The 20,540-nt window shown below is 48.9% G+C and carries 18 protein-coding genes; 4 read left to right on the plus strand and 14 right to left on the minus strand.

What is annotated here, in order from left to right; all coding sequences use genetic code 11:
• Window positions 1-68 precede the first annotated feature (68 nt).
• On the minus strand, window positions 69-410 hold the full coding sequence (locus HPY31_RS06965) for a zinc ribbon domain-containing protein YjdM (protein WP_015893952.1): 342 nt from the start codon (window positions 408-410) through the stop codon (window positions 69-71).
• 63 nt (window positions 411-473) lie between these two features.
• Window positions 474-2,327, minus strand: coding sequence for a helix-turn-helix transcriptional regulator (locus HPY31_RS06970; RefSeq protein WP_172139584.1), 1,854 nt, complete (start codon window positions 2,325-2,327; stop codon window positions 474-476).
• A gap of 156 nt (window positions 2,328-2,483) precedes the next feature.
• Here HPY31_RS06970 and HPY31_RS06975 point away from each other — a divergent pair, with 156 nt between their 5' ends.
• Window positions 2,484-4,376, plus strand: coding sequence for a serine hydrolase domain-containing protein (locus HPY31_RS06975; RefSeq protein WP_172139586.1), 1,893 nt, complete (start codon window positions 2,484-2,486; stop codon window positions 4,374-4,376).
• A gap of 69 nt (window positions 4,377-4,445) precedes the next feature.
• On the opposite strand, the gene HPY31_RS06980 is transcribed toward HPY31_RS06975, so the two are convergent.
• The 5 genes from HPY31_RS06980 to HPY31_RS07000 all read right to left on the minus strand — a co-directional run bounded on the left by HPY31_RS06980 (window position 4,446) and on the right by HPY31_RS07000 (window position 9,570).
• The gene (locus HPY31_RS06980; protein WP_172139588.1) at window positions 4,446-5,627 is read right to left on the minus strand and encodes an ABC transporter permease; all 1,182 of its coding nucleotides are present in this window, start codon (window positions 5,625-5,627) and stop codon (window positions 4,446-4,448) included.
• Window positions 5,624-6,343, minus strand: a complete 720-nt coding sequence (locus tag HPY31_RS06985; RefSeq protein ID WP_172139590.1) for an ABC transporter ATP-binding protein — start codon at window positions 6,341-6,343, stop codon at window positions 5,624-5,626. The genes HPY31_RS06980 and HPY31_RS06985 overlap by 4 nt, the downstream gene beginning before the upstream one ends.
• Before the next feature lie 12 nt (window positions 6,344-6,355).
• Entirely contained in the window at window positions 6,356-7,618 is a 1,263-nt protein-coding gene (locus HPY31_RS06990; RefSeq protein ID WP_172139592.1) for an efflux RND transporter periplasmic adaptor subunit, read from the minus strand.
• A 151-nt stretch (window positions 7,619-7,769) separates the two neighbouring features.
• The gene (locus HPY31_RS06995) at window positions 7,770-8,876 is read right to left on the minus strand and encodes a sensor histidine kinase (protein WP_172139594.1); all 1,107 of its coding nucleotides are present in this window, start codon (window positions 8,874-8,876) and stop codon (window positions 7,770-7,772) included.
• Entirely contained in the window at window positions 8,869-9,570 is a 702-nt protein-coding gene (locus tag HPY31_RS07000; protein WP_172139596.1) for a response regulator transcription factor, read from the minus strand. Before HPY31_RS07000 ends, HPY31_RS06995 begins: the two co-directional genes overlap by 8 nt.
• 195 nt (window positions 9,571-9,765) lie before the next feature.
• Here HPY31_RS07000 and HPY31_RS07005 point away from each other — a divergent pair, with 195 nt between their 5' ends.
• The 3 genes from HPY31_RS07005 to HPY31_RS07015 are packed head-to-tail and all read left to right on the plus strand — an operon-like array spanning window position 9,766 to window position 11,966.
• Entirely contained in the window at window positions 9,766-10,542 is a 777-nt protein-coding gene (locus HPY31_RS07005; protein ID WP_172139598.1) for a transporter substrate-binding domain-containing protein, read from the plus strand.
• Between the two features lie 51 nt (window positions 10,543-10,593).
• Window positions 10,594-11,247, plus strand: coding sequence for an amino acid ABC transporter permease (locus HPY31_RS07010; RefSeq protein ID WP_172139600.1), 654 nt, complete (start codon window positions 10,594-10,596; stop codon window positions 11,245-11,247).
• Window positions 11,244-11,966: an amino acid ABC transporter ATP-binding protein gene (locus tag HPY31_RS07015; RefSeq protein WP_172139602.1), complete on the plus strand. Its 723-nt coding sequence runs from the start codon at window positions 11,244-11,246 to the stop codon at window positions 11,964-11,966. The genes HPY31_RS07010 and HPY31_RS07015 overlap by 4 nt, the downstream gene beginning before the upstream one ends.
• Before the next feature lie 65 nt (window positions 11,967-12,031).
• Here HPY31_RS07015 and HPY31_RS07020 read toward each other — a convergent pair whose 3' ends face one another.
• The 7 genes from HPY31_RS07020 to HPY31_RS07050 all read right to left on the minus strand — a co-directional run bounded on the left by HPY31_RS07020 (window position 12,032) and on the right by HPY31_RS07050 (window position 20,503).
• Entirely contained in the window at window positions 12,032-13,723 is a 1,692-nt protein-coding gene (locus tag HPY31_RS07020; RefSeq protein WP_172139604.1) for an amylo-alpha-1,6-glucosidase, read from the minus strand.
• Entirely contained in the window at window positions 13,713-14,369 is a 657-nt protein-coding gene (locus HPY31_RS07025) for a YesL family protein (protein ID WP_172139606.1), read from the minus strand. Before HPY31_RS07025 ends, HPY31_RS07020 begins: the two co-directional genes overlap by 11 nt.
• A 28-nt stretch (window positions 14,370-14,397) precedes the next feature.
• Window positions 14,398-15,210, minus strand: a complete 813-nt coding sequence (locus HPY31_RS07030) for a carbohydrate ABC transporter permease (RefSeq protein ID WP_081437287.1) — start codon at window positions 15,208-15,210, stop codon at window positions 14,398-14,400.
• On the minus strand, window positions 15,207-16,127 hold the full coding sequence (locus HPY31_RS07035; RefSeq protein ID WP_253901726.1) for a carbohydrate ABC transporter permease: 921 nt from the start codon (window positions 16,125-16,127) through the stop codon (window positions 15,207-15,209). The genes HPY31_RS07030 and HPY31_RS07035 overlap by 4 nt, the downstream gene beginning before the upstream one ends.
• A gap of 57 nt (window positions 16,128-16,184) precedes the next feature.
• Window positions 16,185-17,483, minus strand: a complete 1,299-nt coding sequence (locus HPY31_RS07040; RefSeq protein WP_172139610.1) for an ABC transporter substrate-binding protein — start codon at window positions 17,481-17,483, stop codon at window positions 16,185-16,187.
• Window positions 17,484-17,601: 118 nt separating this feature from the next.
• Entirely contained in the window at window positions 17,602-18,795 is a 1,194-nt protein-coding gene (locus HPY31_RS07045; RefSeq protein WP_172139612.1) for a response regulator transcription factor, read from the minus strand.
• A complete protein-coding gene (locus HPY31_RS07050; RefSeq protein WP_172139614.1) occupies window positions 18,767-20,503 on the minus strand; it encodes a cache domain-containing sensor histidine kinase in 1,737 nt (578 codons plus the stop codon). Before HPY31_RS07050 ends, HPY31_RS07045 begins: the two co-directional genes overlap by 29 nt.
• Window positions 20,504-20,540 lie beyond the last annotated feature (37 nt).

Consider the following 20,540-nt stretch of genomic DNA (forward strand, 5'->3'; position numbering starts at 1 on the left):
CCTTTACGAAAAAAGCTGACTGCAATCTACCATGCAGTCAGCTTTTTCCTGTCCGTTACATTCCCGGCTTACACCTTTTTCACAAATTCCGATTTCAATTTCATTGGACCAAAACCATCGATTTTGCAGTCGATATCATGGTCTCCGTCTATCAAACGGATATTCTTCACTTTTGTTCCGATTTTCACGACCAAAGAAGTCCCTTTAACCTTGAGGTCTTTAATGACGGTTACGGTGTCGCCATCGTTCAAGACATTTCCATTCGCGTCCTTGATGACTTTGTTATCTTCACCGTTGTCGCTGTCTGCTTGCAACGTCCACTCATGGCTGCATTCCGGGCATACCAAGGAGCTTCCATCCTCGTACGTGTATTCTGAATGACATTTTGGGCAATTTGGCAATTGACTCATCTTTGATATAACCTCCATTCGATACTGTCCATTCTACCATAACTACCAAAAAATACTTGCCATCTAACCAGTAAGCCCTTCGTCCCGCGCTTTTTTAACGGCCTCTTCGCGATTCTTAACACCCAATTTTGCATAAATCACTGTGGTGCAATTGCGCACTGTTCCTTCAGAAAGAAAGATTTTCTCCGCGATTGTTTTCATGCGAAGCCCCTCTACTAACGAGGTCAGTATGCCTCTTTCCCGTTCCGTCATGCCATAGGGACACTCGCGTCCTTGCTTTTGGCGAAGTCCATTCAGCTCTTCTTGCTGCAAACGCATTTCTTTGAAAAGGACATCCGCAATCTTATGGTTAATCAATGCTTCACCCTGATGAACTACTCGTATCGCCTCTACCAGCTCGATCGGACTAACCGATTTTAACAAGTAGCCATTCGCGCCGCTCCCCAGTGTTTCTGCCGCAAGGGCTGTTTCTTCGAAGGTCGTCAACATAATGACACGCATATCCGGCCACCGCTCGCGTATCGCTTGTAGTGTCTTCGCCCCGTCCATGACAGGCATTTGAACATCCAAAAGTACGACGTCGGGCTTTTCTTTTGGAATGATGTCCAGTGCCATCAAGCCGTTCTCTGCGACCCCGACCACCTGCAAATCCTGCTGATTCTGTAAAACGAGTTGCAAGCTTTCCCTCACAAAGGGCTGATCATCGACGATCAGGATACGTATGCCTGCACTTGGTACAGCCTGCATAGCTGGCAGACTACAAATGACCGTCACACCTCCTTCGTCCATACAATGGATCGATAATCGTCCCTGAAGTGCTTCCAGCCTTTCCTTCATCGATTGCAAACCAAAGCCGAATTCGATTGTCCCATTTCCTTGCCCATTATCTTCGACCTGCAACCGGATCTGGGCTTCTTCAAAGTAAAGCCCCACTTGAATTTGTGATGCTTTTCCGTGTCGCACAGCATTGGTCAGTGTTTCTTGCAAGCAGCGGTACAAAGTCAGCTTTATGGAACGGCTCAACGCATACTCAGCACCGTACATACGCAGCTTGACGGACACCCCTGTAGCCACTTGAAATTGCTCGATCAATTCAACGAAGGCGGACTCCATCGTCGTAGCAGATTCATAGCCATTCTGAGCCCACTTGTGAAAAATCCCTCTGGACTCGTCCAAACCTTGTCGGGCCATCCGCAAAAGCATGTCCAGCCGACTAGCCTCCGCATCTGGTATTTTAGACCGAAGCATCTCCATCCCCATAATAAGCGATGTCATCGTGTGCCCGATCGTGTCATGCAGCTCTCTGGACATTTTGTTCCGTTCTTCCAGCAGCGTGATTTCCTCCACCTGGGAAGTGTATTGCTCCAATATTTGGTTCTGATGTTGAATGATCAGGCCTTGCTTGTGCATACGGCTAAGCAATTGAAAGGCAAAACCAAGCGCATATGCCGCGAAATGGTACACGATTAGATCACTTACGACTATTGGCCCGAAATCAAACCCAATTGCCTCGCCCACAAGAAACGGAATCACCGGAATCGCCAAAATCGCCAATGGTCCCGTCCAGCGATAAGATCGTTCCACACTGTGATACCCGATGAGAAAAGCGATGGGGATAAACTGCCATCTTACTCCTTCAAAAAAGAAGTTCAAGGCAATGCACAAGCCTCCACTCAAAATAATCTCAGCGAACAAATATAGGTTACGAGAGTATCGACGCAAACAACTGGGGACGACAAGCACGAAGAACAACACGATCCATGTAATCCCTGTCGGATAAGGCAATTGATCGTCATGGCGGACAAAACCGAGAATAATCGTCATACCCCACATAAAGTGGATGGTGAAGATCATCCAGTCGACCCATAACCATCGTTTAACAAATGCAAGCAATTGGCACACCTCATCTTCACCCAAACTTTCTCTCCATTATAGTATCAGATGACGATCAGCTACTATCACGACAAACAATGACATTCTGTTACTTCTCACCGTGACACTCATCGTCCTATACTCATCCCTGTCGCTGGCTTACAACAATTGACTGACGCAAAACGCGAAAGGTGATGAAACATGACATTATTTGCTTTACGAAAATGGTTTGCCGTTCTGCTCGTATCGTGCCTCATGCTGATACAGCCCCTATCTGTGGTCAATGCTCGCTCCCCTCTTACTGCTCTTTCCATCGAACAAGTAGTTGATCCCGTCATGAAAAATGAAATGAACAACTTGCATATCCCGGGCGCAGCCATTGTCATTACCCAGGGAGACCACATCATTTTTAAAAAAGGCTATGGTTTTGCCGACGTCGAACAGCAAATCCCCGTTGATCCTGAACGTACGGTGTTTCGAATCGGTTCCGTGACCAAGTCGTTTACTGCTACTGCAGCGATGCAGCTCGTGGAAAAAGGCAAGCTTTCCTTACGCGAAGATTTGAACACCGTCCTAAAAGACTACAAAATTACCAATAATCGTTACGGCCCGATCACACTCCACCACCTGCTCACACATACAGCGGGTATAGATGAAAAAATTTATAAAAGAGACAACCACGAGAGTGTGATACCAGAATTCTCGACCGAGCCCGTAAATGAAACGCTTCAGATGCAGGAGACGATTTTCACGCCAGGCAGCAAATTTCAATACAGCAATGCGGGCACCGGATTGTTAGGGAGTGTAATCGAACAAGCTTCCGGTCAATCTTTGCATGACTATATGCGGGAGAATATCTTCCGCCCGCTCGGTATGGATTCCGCCGAATTGTATCTCCCAAAGGACAAGAGCAAGCTGGCTAAAAGCTATTATTACGACGGAAACGCCTATCAAACGATTCCTTACTCGGGGATTATTTTCCCAGGGAGTGGTGCCGCTAATATGACACCAGTTGACTTCGCCCCCTATATGATCGCCCATCTTTCTGGCGGCAGCTATAACGGCACATCTCTGCTCAAACCAGAAACTGTCCAGCTTATGCATGCCCAGCAATTCGCGGCCCACAAGCGCATGTACGGGATCGGCTACGGCTTTTTTAAAGGAGAGACGAAAAACGGCATTCCTACCCTATGGGCAAACGGTGGGATTGATGGCTTTATCTCGAAAATGGTGCTGATTCCCTCAGAATCAATCGGCATCTTTGTTGCGGTGAACGCCACGCATCCGGGCTTGGAGCTGCACGGCAAGGTCGTGAACGCGTTTACCGACAAGCTACTGACAGAGCAAGTCCGCAAGCCCTTAACTCCTGTTGATGGCACCATAGACGAAATGAAAAAGCTGGAAGGCCAATATCTGCTTACCCTGACGCCCGAGAATGGCTGGGGCAAAGGGCTTCGGCTGCTTAGTAGCTACCCTTACACAGTGAAAGCATTGGATGGCCAGACGATATCCGTGACTGGTTTATTCCAGAATGAAGGACAGCAATCCCTTGAGAAAAAGTTTGTACAGGTAGACGATCATTTCTTTCAAGAGATCGACGGTGAGGAACAGCTATATTTTCACGAGGAACAAGGGAAATTTTATATGACAGGACCGATGAACTTCTCGCTCCCTCGTATCTCCTTCATCGAAAGTCCGCCTGTTCTCCTGGCTCTATATGTGATTCCCGGAATCGTGTTCATCCTTCTTTCGCTCGTCTGGATCGCTCGTTTCGGGCTACGCAAATGGCGCAAACAATCGCACGCTATTTCGAAGATCGTTCCGATTATGGCTCTGCTTCATAGCTTGTTTTTTATCATCCAATTCACCTATGCAAACACAGAGCTTGTCTATGGCTACCCGGCCTTCTACCAATTCGTTGTCGCATCCCTACCGATTGTTTCGTTGGCCGCCGCTGCTTATTTACTCCTGCGAATCGGAACAGCCAAGGAGCCCGATCGCTGGAAGGTAGTGAATAGCGCAGCAGCGATACTTTCCATCCTATATACTGGCTATTTATTTTACTGGAACTTTCTTTCGATTCATTACTCATAGGACTCCGAGTTCGGGACTAATAGAAAAATGACTAGCAGCGATATCTGCTAGTCATTTCTATTTCGTTCCTCACTCATATCGCAACGCGTCAATCGGATGGAGCCTAGCTGCCTTATGAGCAGGATAGAGCCCAAAGAAAATACCAATGGCACTAGAGAACCCGAAGGCAATTGCGATACTTTCCCACGTTAATAGCGGTGGCACATCAACATATTGCGAGGCAAACATGGCTGTCCCGATGCCGAGCAGCACGCCAATCGTTCCACCAATCAGGCAGACGATCAGCGACTCAATCAAAAACTGCAGCATAATATCTCTGTAACGGGCCCCTAACGCTTTGCGAATGCCGATTTCCCGCGTCCGCTCCGTGACGGATACGAGCATGATGTTCATGACGCCAATCCCACCAACAAACAGCGCAATCCCGGCTGCGACACTAAAAATCGTGGTGAGCGTGCCGGAAAAGGAATCCATCTCCCCCAGTGCATTCTCGATACTATCGATTTGGTAGTAGTTTTCACGATCGTGCCTGCGGTTTAAGTATTTCTCTGTTTGACTCTTGGCTGCTTCCATCGTTTCCTTCGACTTGGCTTTTACGGTTATCGTATGAACGTACTCGTACCCGTCCCTATTGTGCAGAAAGGTAATCGGCACATAGGCACCCTCGGATCGACCAGCGTCAACCATCAGCTTGGCTTCCCTTACCACGCCAATAACGACGAAGGATGCTGCTTGGTAAGTCAAACGCTTGCCAATCGGGTCTTCACGTCCGAAAAGCCCTGCCGCTAACTTTTCGGTTAAAACGATAACCGGCTTTCCCTCTCTTACTTCCTTCGCAGTAAAATATCTACCTGCAACTAGTTTCAAGTTGGGTTGAACCTTTAACAGATCCTCATTTGTTCCTTGTATACTTGCGTCCTTCCCCTTTTTCGGGCCTCGAATCGTTCCAAAATAATTTGTGAACGGCACGGCCGCTTCAATGTAGGGCGATTGTTGGGGAAGTGCATAAGCATCCTCCACTGTCAAATCAGTAATCTTGCTTCCTTGGCCCCACCAAACAGTAATGCTGAAATTAGTAGCACCCAGCTTCTCCAACTGATCAGTATAGGCCTGTTGACTGCCGTTTCCTAGTGTAATCACGGCAATAACAGACATGATTCCGATGATGATCCCAGACATCGTCAAGGTAGCTCGGAGCTTATTTGTCCCAATCCCTTCCAGAGCGGTACGAAAGCTTTCGAGTAAATTCACGTGAGGATCACCACCTCGGACGGAGTAGCAAACAAACGATTCTCCACTCGCTCATCTCGGATGATATGACCATCTCGAAACGTAATGACGCGCTCGGCATGCTGAGCGATATCCGCCTCGTGTGTGACGAGGAGAATCGTTACCCCTTGCGCATGTAGCTCCTGAAAAATCGCCATGATCTCGATGCTGGAACGACTATCCAGATTCCCTGTCGGCTCGTCAGCAAGCAAAATGGCTGGCTGGTTAACCAACGCTCTGGCGATAGCTACCCGCTGTCTTTGACCGCCGGACAGCTGCGTTGGTTTATGATCCATCCGCTGGGCAAGCCCGACACGCTGCAACGCCGCTTTCGCTCTTTTTTTGCGCTCTGTCATGCCGACGCCCGCATACATCATCGGCAGCTCAACGTTTCGCAGCGAAGTAGCACGTGGCAACAGATGAAACGATTGAAAGACAAAGCCGATTTTTTGATTGCGTACCTGCGCCAGCCCACTATCCTTCAACTGCGTAACATCAATTCCATCCAAGACATACGATCCGGAGGTTGGCCGGTCCAGACAACCCAGCATGTTCATAAACGTCGATTTTCCGGAACCAGAAGGTCCCACGATCGCCACGAATTCACCTTGAGCTACGTGAATATTGATATTTTGCAAAGCGAACAGCTCCAGCTCATCCGTCTTGTACTGTTTGGTTAACCCCTCAATGTTCAGCATAGGTATCCTCCTTTACCCCGCAAACTCTTCGGGAGATGCTTGGAAGATCACTTCATTTTCCTGCAAGGTTTCCGGTGGATTCGCTACCAATTCTTCACTGCCATCCAATCCGCTTTCAATTTGGATAAACAATTCACTTTCAATTCCAGTCGTCACTTTTTTCTTCTTGGCCTTGCCATTTTCCGCTACCCAGACAAAAGAAGATCCATCTTGGTCCATCACGACTGCCTCAATGGGGACTTGCATGGCGTTTGCTGCTTTTTGCAGGACGATGTTCACATCCACGTGAAAACCTGGCTTCAAATACTCCCTCGTCTCATTTATATGGACAGCGACCGGCACTCCCGTACTCTCTCCACCCGGCTCTTTGCTGGTTACAGCCATAGGAGATATGCGCGACACCTTACCTTGCAACTGTTCTCCACCTAAGGAAATGCCTGAGACCACCGCATCCTGTCCGATTTTGATTTTACGCAAGTCAGATTCTCCAACTGCTGCTTCGACCATAACATCACTGGTATCTCCAACCGTGAGAATTTCCTCGCCTTTACTTAGGTACTTCCCTTGTTTCACCTTCATGGAGAGCACCGTCCCGTCAATCGGTGACACGATGCTGCTTTGCACACGTTGCTTTTCATATTTTGCTTTTTCCAAATTCAGCTTTTGAATTTGCGCCTCGTAGGAGCGAATCTCTGCCTTGTCTGGCCCTTTTTGCTTCAAAAGTAAGTCTTGCTTCGCGACCCTTACTCTTGATTCTGCGGTCTGTAGCTTTTGCTTCGCCTCCTCTAAAGCTTGTTGGGTAGACACGCCTGCGGTAAACAGCGATTGCGTTCGCTGGTAATCTTTTAATGCCGTTTGGTATTCGCGTTCATGCTGGGCAAGCTGCTCTTGCATTTTCGTGACTTCCTCAGGCTCCACACCTTTGGAGAGCCTTGCGATATTCGCTTCCTGAATGGTGATCTGTGCCTCGATATCCATGATTTCATTGCTGACATCGGACATGTCGATATTGCCGATCACCTGCCCTTTCGTCACTTTGTCTCCCTCCTTGATGGAGAAATTCCGCAATTCACCTGCATAGTTAGCGAACAATGTATGTTCATTTCGTACTTTGACCAGGCCCGACGTCAAAATCGTGCTTTCCAAATCGGCCGTTACCACCGTTGATAACATGACAGGAGTGCCATTCTTCTTTTCTCCCGAAGAAGCTGCATAGACACCGAACCCGGCCACAAGCACGCCCACACCCAGCCAGATCCACAAACGTTTTTTCATATTCCTTACCTCCCCAAAAACTTTAAACCCCGATCATTTTTAGCCAATCAAAAAACCCCACTTTTTCTATTACAGGTTCCACCCTGGCTCGTCACCCGATCAGGATAAGGAAAACTGTTAAAAGAAAAAGTGGGGTAATCATTAAATTTTTTTAAAGTGAGGGAGTTAATTCGTAAGGTAAGCGTACTTCAAAAATCGTCCGAATCAAATTGCTCTCGGCAGAAATCGTCCCTTCGTGGCGCTCGACGATATTTTTGGCGATAAATAGCCCGAGACCTGTGCTTCCGTTTTGATGGCTTCGGGCCTTGTCACCTGTATAAAACACCTCGAAAAGATGTGGCAGATCTTCCGGGGGAATCTCGTTGCCATAGTTGATAATCTGCACAACGACCTCGTCGCCCGCAAGAAAACCGTTGATATCAACAAACTGCCCATCGTGCCCGTAACGGATGGCATTCGTCATGATGTTCTCGAAAACGCGTGCCAAGAGCTCACCATCCCCACAAACCGTCAATCGTGATGCCACATTCATTCTCGTTTCCAACTGATTTTTCTCCAAGGAAGGATATAGCTCCTCGTTTAACTGCATGAGCAGTTCACTCAGGTCTATCAAGTTCTGTTGGATGGTGAGCATGCCGTAGTTCATTCTCGTAATTTCGAAGAGCTCATCGATCAGCTTTTCCAAACGCTGCGACTTGGTAAAAGCAATATTCGTGTAATGTCGGGCTTGTTCCACCGTTAACTGCTCGTCCCGCAAAATGATGTCCAAATACCCTAAAACAGAAGTCAGTGGCGTCCGCAGGTCATGCGCCAGGTTTAAAACCAACTGATCCTTGCTGCTTTCGGCAAAATCTCCTCTTTGTACGGCTTCTTGCAACTTTTCACCCGCCAGATTGATGTCCTTGGCAATATCGCCAAACTCATCGTTCGACGGTATTTGAACATGATGGGTAAAGTCGCCGTTTGCAAGATGATGAATTCCTCTGGAAATCTCCTGAAAGTAGACGGCATACCGTTTGGTTAGCAGGAAGAAAAACAGTATGGCTAGTGGAGCAAAAATAATCAGAAAGAAGTAAATGTCCCCTATTTCTCGCATAAAATAGCGAATCGGCGTCAACAAGCTTTCAAACCTTACCTGTGTTCGATAGTAGAACTGTAGCGTTTTAAAGATCACATAGGTAACCGCACCAGATAGAAGCAGACTTAGGCCCAGTAGCTTGACCATTTGGAACCGAAAGCTCCGTATCATCTTAGCCATGAAAAGAATACCCTACTCCCCAGACCGTTTTGATCCACTTGTTTTTCGTTTTTTCTTCTCCCAGCTTCTTTCGCAAGGTGCGAATGTGCACCATGACTGTATTGCTACCTTCATAGTACGCTTCGCCCCACACCATCTGAAAAATATTGTCCGCACTAAACACCTTCTTTGGATATCTGGCCAGCAGGTAGAGAATATCAAACTCTTTCGGTGTTAACTCAATCGTTTCTCCGTACAGGCTCACAGTTCGCTGCTCTGGATAAATGACAAGTCCCCCTGCCTCTAAGACCTTGTTACTCGCTACTGCTACTGCTGGTTGATTCAGCTGCTTAAAGCGTCGCAGCTGGGCATTCACACGAGCGACCAATTCCATTGGATTGAATGGCTTGGTCATATAATCATCTGCGCCCATCACCAATCCCGAAATTTTATCCAGATCGGACGTCTTGGCACTCAAAAAGATAATCGGCATATTGTGCTGTTCACGAATGAGACGGGTGACCTCGTAGCCATCCAGTCCAGGCATCATAATATCGAGAATCGCCAAATCAATCGAATGCGTCTGCACCGCTTGGAGTGCTTCCTTTCCATCCGCTGCGATAATTGTGTGGTAACCTTCTTTTTTCACATGTAAGGCAACGAGCTCCGCAATCTCCGCTTCATCGTCGGCGATCAATATGGTGACGTGCTTCATCGTTTTCCCATCCCTTGTATACATTTCCTACCATTATAGCAGGTATAAAAAGACTTTTCTGTTATCTAACCATGATATCATTCATACAATTATGGATAATAATTACTTTCAGTTTGTTTTGACTTTGCAGACTTTTCTATATTACTATATTCATGTCCATATCATATCTAATATAAATATACTTGGGGGTCATTTATGAAAAAACTAATGTTTGCTGTGGTTTCTGGTTTGTTGGCGCTTACGGTAAGTGCGTGTGGCACTGGCACAGATCAGGCTACCTCAACATCCGGTGCAAAAAAGTACGTGTTTGGTACAGATGCAACATACCCACCCTTTGAGTTTGAAAAAGACGGAAAATACGTAGGAATTGACATCGACCTGATCAATGCAATCGCCAAAGAAGAGGGCTTTGAGGTAGAAATTAAGCCGATGGACTTCAAAGGAATCATTCCAGCTGTTCAAGCGAAGCAATTGGATGGTGCCATTGCGGGGATCAGCATCAATGATAAGCGCAAAGAAATTTTAGATTTCTCTGAACCCTACTATCAAGCAGGTCTTTCCTTGGTCGTACGTGAGGACAACACAACGATCAATGGAGAGGCAGATTTGGCTGGCAAAACGATTGCAATCAAAAAAGGCACGACTGGCGCGACCTTTGCTGATGAGCTCGGGCAAAAGTACGGAGCGACTGTCAAATACTTCGACGATAGCCCTTCCATGTTCCAAGAGGTTCAAAACGGCAACGCTGATTTAACCATCGAGGACTATCCAGTTATCTCTTATAAAATTACGGTAGACCCTGCTTCCAAGCTGAAAATTGTAGGTGATCGTCTCAATGGTGACCACTACGGCATCGCGGTTTTAAAAGGGAACAAAGAGCTGCAGGACAAGCTCAACTCCGGTCTGAAGAAGCTGAAAGAGAACGGGAAATACGACGAAATCATCAACACATACTTGAGCACGAAAAAGTAAAAGGCGCAAGACGCGCCTTTTTTTCACCCTAGAAAGAATGGAGTTGTCCAAATGAGCAGTAGTTGGGATGTCATTGCCGACGCACTTCCTGTCTTGGCCCAAGGCTCTGTGGTCACGTTAAAAATAACGATCATTTCCCTGTTTTTCGCTCTCTTGATCGGATTGCTTTTTGGCTTAATGAGCACCAGCCGCTCTAAAATACTCCGCGGCATTGCAACCGCTTACGTTGACTTTCTCCGCGGCACACCGCTGTTGGTTCAAATCTTCTTTATTTATTTTGGATTGCCGCCTGTCCTGGATATCAAAATTCCAGAGACAACCGCAGGTATTCTTGCGCTCAGCCTCAACGCCGGAGCGTATCTGGCTGAAATTTTTCGCGGAGGGATTCTCTCTATCGATAAAGGACAGATGGAAGCTGCTCGCTCCCTCGGACTATCCCACGGAAAAGCCATGCGCCTGGTTATCTTGCCTCAGGCTGTTCGCCGCATGATTCCTGCTTTCGTCAACCAATTCATCGTCACGCTAAAAGACACCTCGCTCTTAACGGTCATTGGTATCCGTGAGCTGATGAACAGTGGTGAGATTATCATTTCTAGCAACTTTCGCTCATTCGAAATTTGGGCTGTAGTAGCGGTCTTCTATTTCCTGATGATTTACATCCTCAGTCTGCTGTCCCGTTCCCTTGAGAGGAGGTTTGCGAAATGATTCATGTAGAGAATTTGAAAAAGAGCTTTGGCTCGTTGGAAGTTTTAAAAGACATCTCGACTACCATTAAAGAGCGTGAAGTTGTCTGTGTCATTGGTCCCTCCGGCTCGGGAAAAAGTACGTTTCTGCGCTGCCTGAACCAGTTGGAAGAAGTAACATCTGGCAAAGTCACTATTGAGGGCATGGAGGTTACTTCCCCCAAAGTGGACATCAACAAGCTGCGAGAGCGTGTCGGCATGGTGTTTCAGCGGTTCAATCTCTTCCCGCATCTCACTGTTTTGGAAAACATCATGCTCGCACCCAAGCACGTCAAAAATTCAGCGCGTCAGCAAAATGAACAAAAGGCGCTGCAACTCCTCAAAAAAGTAGACTTGGCGGACAAGCGAGACGTGTACCCTGATCGATTGTCTGGTGGTCAACAGCAGCGCGTAGCCATTACCCGTGCGCTCGCCATGGACCCTCACATCATGCTCTTCGACGAGCCTACCTCTGCACTCGACCCAGAAATGGTCGGAGAGGTTCTTCAGGTGATGAAGGATTTGGCCAAAGAAGGAATGACAATGGTCGTGGTTACACATGAGATGGGCTTTGCTCGTGAAGTAGCCGATCGGGTGATTTTCATGGATGGCGGATACATCGTCGAAGAAGGCACGCCTGCCGAGATTTTTGACAATCCCCAGCATGAGAGAACCAAGGCATTTCTCAGTAAAGTGCTATAGACAAGCAACGGGCATGATGCGATTTTCCATCCATCATGCCCTCTTGTTTTTCCTATAAAACTACCTTACACATACTCATGCGCCAGCATCAAAAACACGCTGGACGTCCACGTAAAGGCCCGGTCCCTTAGTCCATCTCCTGTCAGCGCATCGAAGTTTTCTGCCATGCCACTGCGCGCTGCCATTCGGCAAAAGCGTCTGGCAATCTCCTGAGAAAACGCTACTTCACCTGCTCGCCGCAATCCATCGACCAAGAGCATCGTCACTGGCGCCCAGATCGGGCCTAACCAGTAGCCATCAGGGCGGTAGAAGGAGCTGGTTGGACTCTCTGTAGCCAGTCCATTCTCTGTCAAAAATCGCTCCTGCAAGTCCGTAATCAGCTTGGCCCGGATGTCCTGCGGCAGCTTTTCGCCAAGCACGAGAGGCATATAACGAATCAAGCTGTCTCCTTGGGTGGGCTGGTCGCTGCCGGAGTGGGTCGCGAAGAAGTTTTCGCCATTCCAGTGCTTCTCCAGCAGTCGTTGCAGCGTCATTTCGGCCTTTTCCTGCCACCTCGCTGCCTCTTCGGGACGGCCCAGTCTACTCGCCAATTCCGCCAGCACATCCATTTGCAAAATCAAATACGCAGGTAGGTCCGGGCTTTCAATTGGCGCTCCATCGAGGAAAATCGTGCTGTTGTCCCAACCGCAGTCATAACCGTGATTGTACTGCGGAATCCCGTCCTGATCATCATCGCGGTAACGGAACCACCAGTCGGTCCAGCGACCAAGCGGCTCGTACATTTCTTCCAGCATCGCGTTTGTAATCGTATCGTTCCGATCCAGCATCCAGCGCAGCGTCCAGCCGTGAATCGGAGGCTTGCAGCAATTCCACAACGCATACCGATCATTGATAAAATCGGGGAAGACACCACTCTCATCCTGCCTGTCGATAAAAATCATGAGCTGATCCCACGCTAGCGGCAAGTTTGCTTGCGTCAGTGCCATCGCATTGAAGCAATGATCCCAGCTCCAGATATTCGTCATCCAGTTTTTGGACATGTACATCGCAGACCGTGGTAAATAACCTTCAGGTCTCACCACACAAGACCAGGTGATGTACGCCGCGAGTTCTCTTGCTTCATTCAAGCCTTCGCGATGCTCCTCAGATACAGAGAGTGTCCGTTCCAGCCACTCGTCGTACTCTTTTTTTACCTGTGCCCATCCATCGGCAAAGGCAGGGTAGCTGCGCTCCTTCCATACCGTGTGGAACTCCTCCAACACGCCTTCCAGTACACCCGTTTCCTCGTCGGGAAGAAAGGTTACGCCCACTTGCTGTTCACGCGATGCCTTCGTAGGGTTGACCACAAGTGATCCGGCAAGCGGAATCACTCTCAAGCGAATTTCCGTGGAAAAGTGATTGATTTCCCAACATCCGGCTCCAGCTTGAATCGCATAATCTGCCGCCATCGATTCGAGCACCAGTCGTAAACCAACGCCTTGACCACGTACCTGCACCAGCTGCGGCTCGCTCATGCACAGCTTCACTTCGCCTTTATCCCCGTACAGTCGCAGCAAGGTTGGTGTAGCCTCCGTCTCAAATGGAACTGCCACACCATCGGCTAACATTTCGATTCGAAAAATCGCGCCATCGTGGTTGTCTCCTCCACGAATATTGCGCAAATACAGCCCTTCTGCTCGCTTGGCGTTACCCAGTCGCGAGAGTACGAGATACGACCCGTATCGGCTAAAAGGAACCATTCCTAAATCAAACTGCATATGTCTCACCTCGAGGTTGCTTGGTCGATCGTTTATGATCGCGCTTTTCCAACAAACGACTCATTCTCGCGTTCATCCACCAGACAGGCAGGCTCGCCCCCAGCAAGATCGGCAAAACAGGAATCGCCAGCAAGAGAATCAAGAGAAGGAGCAAGCCTCCTAGCGTGACGAGCGAATGCAACGGAAAGGCCGCGACTAGCCAAAACGACTGCTTGAGCGTCTGCTTCACATCTGCATCCTTCCGAACAAGCAGGGAAAAAGCGTGGCAGGTGGTAGCCGCATGCAAGAATCCAATCCCCGCAAAAACAGCCGCGATCGAGAGCCCCCACAGAGAACCCATGCGAAGAAAAAACACCACATCGACCCACAGGATTGCCCCCGTTAGCACCGTTCCCCAGCCAAGCCATTGGCTCCTCCAGAAGTAGTGGCGAAAAGCATGCCAGAAGGCAGACGGAAGCCTACGGTCATTCCACTTGCCGCTAAGTACGTCGTACAGAGCCGCTGTCGCTGGAAAGATTCCAAAGACGATGCCTCCCATGAGCGTGCACACCACCCACATGAGATGCGCTACCGCCATCCGCAACAATCGCTCACCAAATTGATGAAATGACCATGCCCAGCCTTCCCACTTCGCCCGATTCCCCACTCTGGCTCCCTCCTTACTTGATAACTGCTTACTTAATAGCAACACCAGCTGAATTGTCTACGATATATCGTTGTGCGAGGAAAAAGAGGAGTAACGGCGGAAGCGAGATCAGGAGCGTTACCGCCATCAGCCCGGTAGCCTCTACTTCATACATCCCTTTAAATTGCGCCAGTCCCAGCGTCAGCGTGTACTGACTTTGGTCATTCAAGAAAATGAGTGGACCCAAATAGTCGTTCCAAGTGCCCAAGATGTTGAATACACTCACCAAAATCAGAGCAGGCATCATCAACGGCATAATAATCCGGGCATAAATCTGAAATGAACCCGCACCATCAATACGCGCCGCTTCATCCAGCTCACGAGGAATAGTCAAAATAAACTGTCGCATGAGGAAAATATAAAACGCTGATCCAAAGAACGAAGGGACAATCAACGGCTTGAGCGTGTTGATCCAGCCCAGATAGTTGAACTCCATGTACAACGGAATCATCGTCACTTCCCACGGAATCATCATCGTCGCCAGAACAACCATAAACAGAAAGTCTCTTCCTTTAAACGTGAACCGGGCAAAGCCGTACGCGACCAGCGAAGACGATATCAACTGCCCAATCGTAGTCAGGATCGTCACCGTCAACGAGTTTTCCAAATACAGATTAAACGGCTGCGACATCCACGCATTCCCGAAGTTCTCCCAATGCAGCACATCCGGAATCCATTTGGGTGGATACTGCAAAATCTCAGCGTCCGACTTGAGCGCAGTAGAGATCATCCAGTAAAACGGTGCGAGAAACAGGAAAGAGAAAAAGATCAAGCTCGCATAAGCGATTGTTTTGCGTATCAAGCTTCTTCCCCTCCCCTGCGGTTATCGCCCTCGTAATACACCCATTTGCCGGACGTTTTAAATACGAGGAAGGTCAATATCAAAATGATCGCAAACATAAACCAGGAGTTCGCCGAAGCATACCCCATCTTGAAGTATTTGAAGGCATTGTCATACGCGTACATGGCATAGAAATACGTGGACTGCAACGGTCCGCCTCCCGTGAGCAAGAGTGCTAGACTCAGCTGCTGGAACGCACTAATGATCGTCATAATCAGGTTGAACAAAATTGTGGGGCTGACCATCGGCAGTGTAATGCGGAAAAACTTTTGCACCGCCCCTGCCCCATCAATCGAAGCCGCTTCATACAAGCTCTCCGGGATGCTTTTGAGCCCCGCCAGGAAAATCAATACCATGGAGCCCTGCCCCCACAGACTGGCGATTACCATGGCAACGAGTGCCCACGACGTATCGTTTAGCCAATCTGGACCTGTAATCCCAACCAGACTGAGCAAATAGTTGAAAATACCGTATTCCCCGTCGTATACCCACGCCCAGATCATCGCCAGCGCCACACCGGAAATCACGCTCGGCAAGTAAAACACTGTGCGGAAAAAGCCGCTGCCTTTCACCTTCTGATTCAGCATCATGGCCAAAAACAACGCGATGAACAAATTCAACGGGACAAACAACAGCGCAAATTTAATCGTGACCCAGAGCGATTGCCAAAACAATGGATCATCCGTAAACATATTGATGTAATTGTCCAAGCCGACAAACGTAACCTCACCAACGACAGGCCAATCAAAAAAGCTCATGACCAGCGAAAACAGCATCGGTCCCAGCGTAAAAGCGAGAAAGCCGAGAATCCAAGGCAAGATAAAAAGATAGGGCGTAAGAAACGCCCTTCCCCCCAGTTTTTTCGGTTGAACGGTCATGGCAGGCTGTTTGTGTGTCACAACACTCTCTGTATTCAATTTCCTGACCCCTTCCCGTTATTTCAAGAATTTCTGGGAGTCTTTGACTGCCTTATTCAGTAATTCCTCGGCGTTTTGTCCCATCATGATCGCATTAACCGCTGCGGAAAGGTTCCGATTGATTTCGTTCCAATGCGGATTCAACAGGAAGGCTGGCGTGTCAGTCGATTGCTCCAATGTCTTATAGAACGGCGCGTAGAGCGGGTCCTGATCGAGCTTCTTCTCTTGTACGACGCTAATACGCACAGGCAAATCAGATGTACGCATCTTGATCGCATCGCTGGAAACGAAGAACTTCAAAAACTCCCAAGCCAGTTCTTTGTTTTTGGAATCCTTGGCGATCGATACGGAGGAGGTTGCAATGACTCCCTTGCCAGGCTTACCAGGGAATTGCGGCATCACGACCGTACCAAAATCGACATTCGCCTTCTTGTACGACTCGAGCGACCATACGCCGTTGTCATACATTGCGAGCTTGCTTGCTTTGAACAAGTCGTTGCCACTTTGCTGGTTTTTGCCACCGACGAGCAAAGCGCTCTTGTCCTTCGCCAAATCACTGAAAATTTGCAGGGCTTCTGCTGTTTCCTTGCTGTTCATGTAGCCTTCGATGGCTTTTCCATCGGGGCTGATGAAGCTGCTGCCGTTGCTCCACACGAACTGCTGCAAATCGTACGTATCCGGCTCCGACCGAACAGCGAAGCCGTACTGCTTCTTCTCACGAACCGTCAGTTGTTTGGCTGCCGATTTGAAATCCTCCCACGTCCAGTCGTCTGTCGGGAGTGGTACATTTGCTTCGTTAAACAGCTTTTTGTTGTAGAAGACGACCCGCGTCGAGAAGCCCGCTGGGAGTCCGAACAATTTTCCATCGAATCGATTATAGTTTAAGAGGCCTTGGTAAAAGTCGGCGATTGCCACTGATGGGTCCTTCTTTACGTACTCATCCAATGGCTCGAGCGAGGCGTTGTACGTGGGGAAATCCCACATGTACATGACATCCGGTGGGTTTTTCGCTCCGAATGCCGCTACCAGCTTCTGATCAAAACCATCTGCATATGCCTCGACTTGTACCTTCACACCCGGATTTTTCTGTTCGAATTGTTTCGCGATATCTTGTTGGATCTTCAGCATTTGGTCCGTATCCCATGTCGCGAAACGCAATGTAACCGTTTCCTTTTTATCAGACGACGCTGGCGTTGTCGTACCTGTGCTACTAGACGTGCCGTCTGTTCCTGCTGGCTGGGCTTGTGAACAACCAGCTACGATGGCCAAAAGAAGTGCCATGCCAGTTGCCATCCATTTTGACGCAACCTTCTTCATCTGTGATCCCCCCTAGATTTACCCCACATTTTTCTTTATTTTAATGAAGGGGAAAAAACGGTGAAACCGCTAATTGTTCGCAATAGTGTGTGAATTTGTTTCCTTTTTTTCGTTCTGATCAGGTTTGCGCGGTGGAGTGGACGATTGTTCGACTGGACTCCTCCTTTTGTTTGAAACGGTAGTGGCTGGGGGTCATCCCTGTATATTTTTTAAACCATTTGCTGAAGTATTTCGGGTCAGGAAGACCGACTCGCTCAGCTACCTCCTGAATGGACAGGGTTGTTTCATTCAGCATCGCTTGGGCCATTTTTACCCGGCGCTTATCGAGGAACTCCCCAAAGCTCTCACCCACTCCCTTTTTAAACATCACGCTAAAATGACTGCGGCTCAGTCCCACCTGTGAGGCTACCTCACTAACGGTCAATGGCGTATCCAGACGATCGAGTGCGTAATGAACAGCCTGCTTGATCGGTTCCTGCCACGGGTCTTGAATGACGCCGTACTTGCGCGCCCGCTGCGTGCGCTGGTAGAGCATCCGTATCGTCTGAATCCAAGGTTCGAGACCAGCTAACGGGCTTGCAGTCTCCCAGCTCGTCACCTTTCCAGCCAGCTTCCACTCCACGAGCAAGGATTCTACCTGCCTGCCAGTACTTGCGGGGGTCAGCAAAAAACGAATATCACCACATGCAAGCCATTCCCATTCGCCTTCCAGCTCACTTGCTACCCATGCCCGCTCCTGTTCCTCCTGGTTCGCACTGCCCATCCCTTCCAAGAGCCAAACACGCATGGAATCGTTCATCCACGACCAGTGTGTTTGCAGGAGGAAAGACAAGCTTTGCTCGAAATCCCGGCTTAAGCCAGTCAACCACGCACCGAATTCCCGCTTCCATTCATCCGGGCGTTCACGAACGTTTTCAGGTCGCGCACTCTCGCCTGCCAGCTCAGTCCGCAGCTTTTCCAACAACGTACCCCATTCCTCATCCTGGAACTCCGTCTTCAACAAATATCCGGACACCCCGAGAGAGATTCCCTGCTGGGCAAAAGAAAAATCGCGGTGACAGCTGAGCAGAAGCACCTTTGTTTGTGGTGCGTGCTCCTTCACCCGCCTGCACAGCTCAAGCCCATCCATTTCTGGCATCACGATGTCCGTAATCACCAGCTCGGGCTGTATTTGCAGGAAAGCCTCCCAGCCTTTCCGACCATTCGGTGCATCTGCTACCACTTCCATCCCATAGCGACTCCATGGCACCATTGCCTTCAATCCTCTTCGCACCAGCACTTCGTCATCCACAATCATTACCTTGATGTTCATCAGGAATATCCTCCCTTTTCGGCCACGTGATTTGAATTGTGGTTCCTTCTCCTCTGACAGATGAAATCTTCATGCCGTGCTCCATACGGAAATGAAGCTTGAACTTCTGATCGACGTTGTACACGCCGAGTCCCCGTTTACTAGAACGCTCCAGATCAGGATCGAGAAGTCTGGCCAATCTCTCCGGCACAATTCCTGCACCGTCATCTTGCAACAGCAGCGTCACAAGCCCTTCTTTTTCACTAACACTGATCCGGATCGTTCCGTGCCCGTCTTCGAATGCGTGGAAAAAGATATTTTCCAAAAGCGGCTGAAGAGTCATTCGCGGGATCAAATAGCGGCGGCAAGCCTCTACTCCGGTCTGTTCAAATTGAAAAACAGGTCCGTACCGCAGCTCTTGGATTTGCAGAAAATGCTCGACGGTTTGCAGCTCCTTTTCCAACGGGACGAGCTCCTGCGTGATATCGAGGTTACCCTCTAGCACTTTGATGAGATGATAGAGCATATTGCCGATTTCATTGGCACCAGATAATCTCGCTTTCCACTGGATAGAATTGAGTGTATTGAACAACAGATGTGGATTGATTTGGTAGTGAACGGCACGCAGCTCTGCTTCCTTTTTCAACTGCTCGGTTCGACTCACCTCGGCGATTAGCGTCTGAATCCGCCTCACCATTTGGTTGAAGCTCACCCCTAACCGCCCCAGCTCGTCTTCTGTATCTACCTCTGCGCGAGTTTGTAGCTCGCCTGTTCCTACCAGCCGCATTGTTTCTTGCAGACGCTTGATTTTTCCTGTAATTCGTCTGGAAAATAAATACGCCAAAAGAAGGGCCAGCACTGCCGAAAGAATCAGCGCCGCGATAAAGAAGGATTGAATCACTTCCGCAGAGCGGTTCATTTGTTCGTACGGTAAGCGCACCTGAATCATCCAGTTGTTGGACTCCAGCGGTTTGTTCCAGACGATATCGCTCTCTTGCTGGACGAACGTACCCGCAGTCTGGTAAATCAGCTCGCCATTTTTGGCAGTGATCGTCACATGCGCACTCATGTCCTTTTCCAACTGGGAAAACAATTGAAACAGCTTGCCTGCTTTCATCTCGATCAAAATCCGGCTGTCCTTCAACACGCCATAACCGCTGAGAACGGGAACGACCAGACCGAGTACCTTCTCCTGATTGCGCAGCTCCGCCTCATCCTGAAACCCGACATAATGCCTGGGCGTGTAAAAACCGATCCATCGCTCTTCATCCAGCTTGGCGGGCAGCCCCTTCCACCACCATTCCCGCATCAGATCCTTTCCATTGATCACATTTTCCCCGAAAAAGTAACCGGAGGGCGTCACGATAAAAATGCCCTTTGTATCAAGGTTGCGGTGCGCCCCCAGGTATCGCTCGAAGTTTTTCTGTTCCAGGAAGCCCGTGTAGGTCTTCGGTTGTTCCTCCCGCATAACGACCAATGTCGGGTCTGACACGTACGTATTGATGTCATAGGCCATGTATCTCATTTGACTCAGGTAGTTGTCGATCTGGATTTGCAGCTGTGTCGCGATATACTCGCCTGACTTGCTAAATTGCTCGCGAACGACCATCGACGATTTCCAATACGCCATACTCCCCAGAGTAATCAGCGGAATAATGGCTGCAATCAGCATAAAAGCGAGCAGCTTGGCATGAATGCTTCTGCGCGGGAAGAGCGACCATGACTTCATGTGACAAACCACCACCGTATTTCGATTAGTTGCACTA

The sequence above is a fragment of the Brevibacillus sp. HB1.3 genome (genome assembly GCF_013186635.1).
Classification (GTDB): Bacteria; Bacillota; Bacilli; order Brevibacillales; family Brevibacillaceae; genus Brevibacillus; species Brevibacillus brevis_D.

Excerpts from the sequence above, each read along its gene's own strand:
- HPY31_RS06990 (WP_172139592.1), bottom strand. The coding sequence starts at position 7,618 with ATGAAAAAACGTTTGTGGATCTGGCTGGGTGTGGGCGTGCTTGTGGCC.
- HPY31_RS06975 (WP_172139586.1), top strand. The coding sequence starts at position 2,484 with ATGACATTATTTGCTTTACGAAAATGGTTTGCCGTTCTGCTCGTATCG.
- HPY31_RS07050 (WP_172139614.1), bottom strand. The coding sequence starts at position 20,503 with ATGAAGTCATGGTCGCTCTTCCCGCGCAGAAGCATTCATGCCAAGCTG.
- HPY31_RS07015 (WP_172139602.1), top strand. The coding sequence starts at position 11,244 with ATGATTCATGTAGAGAATTTGAAAAAGAGCTTTGGCTCGTTGGAAGTT.
- HPY31_RS07035 (WP_253901726.1), bottom strand. The coding sequence starts at position 16,127 with ATGACCGTTCAACCGAAAAAACTGGGGGGAAGGGCGTTTCTTACGCCC.
- HPY31_RS06965 (WP_015893952.1), bottom strand. The coding sequence starts at position 410 with ATGAGTCAATTGCCAAATTGCCCAAAATGTCATTCAGAATACACGTAC.
- HPY31_RS07010 (WP_172139600.1), top strand. The coding sequence starts at position 10,594 with ATGAGCAGTAGTTGGGATGTCATTGCCGACGCACTTCCTGTCTTGGCC.
- HPY31_RS07000 (WP_172139596.1), bottom strand. The coding sequence starts at position 9,570 with ATGAAGCACGTCACCATATTGATCGCCGACGATGAAGCGGAGATTGCG.
- HPY31_RS07005 (WP_172139598.1), top strand. The coding sequence starts at position 9,766 with ATGAAAAAACTAATGTTTGCTGTGGTTTCTGGTTTGTTGGCGCTTACG.
- HPY31_RS06985 (WP_172139590.1), bottom strand. The coding sequence starts at position 6,343 with ATGCTGAACATTGAGGGGTTAACCAAACAGTACAAGACGGATGAGCTG.
- HPY31_RS07020 (WP_172139604.1), bottom strand. The coding sequence starts at position 13,723 with ATGCAGTTTGATTTAGGAATGGTTCCTTTTAGCCGATACGGGTCGTAT.
- HPY31_RS07045 (WP_172139612.1), bottom strand. The coding sequence starts at position 18,795 with ATGAACATCAAGGTAATGATTGTGGATGACGAAGTGCTGGTGCGAAGA.
- HPY31_RS06995 (WP_172139594.1), bottom strand. The coding sequence starts at position 8,876 with ATGGCTAAGATGATACGGAGCTTTCGGTTCCAAATGGTCAAGCTACTG.
- HPY31_RS07040 (WP_172139610.1), bottom strand. The coding sequence starts at position 17,483 with ATGAAGAAGGTTGCGTCAAAATGGATGGCAACTGGCATGGCACTTCTT.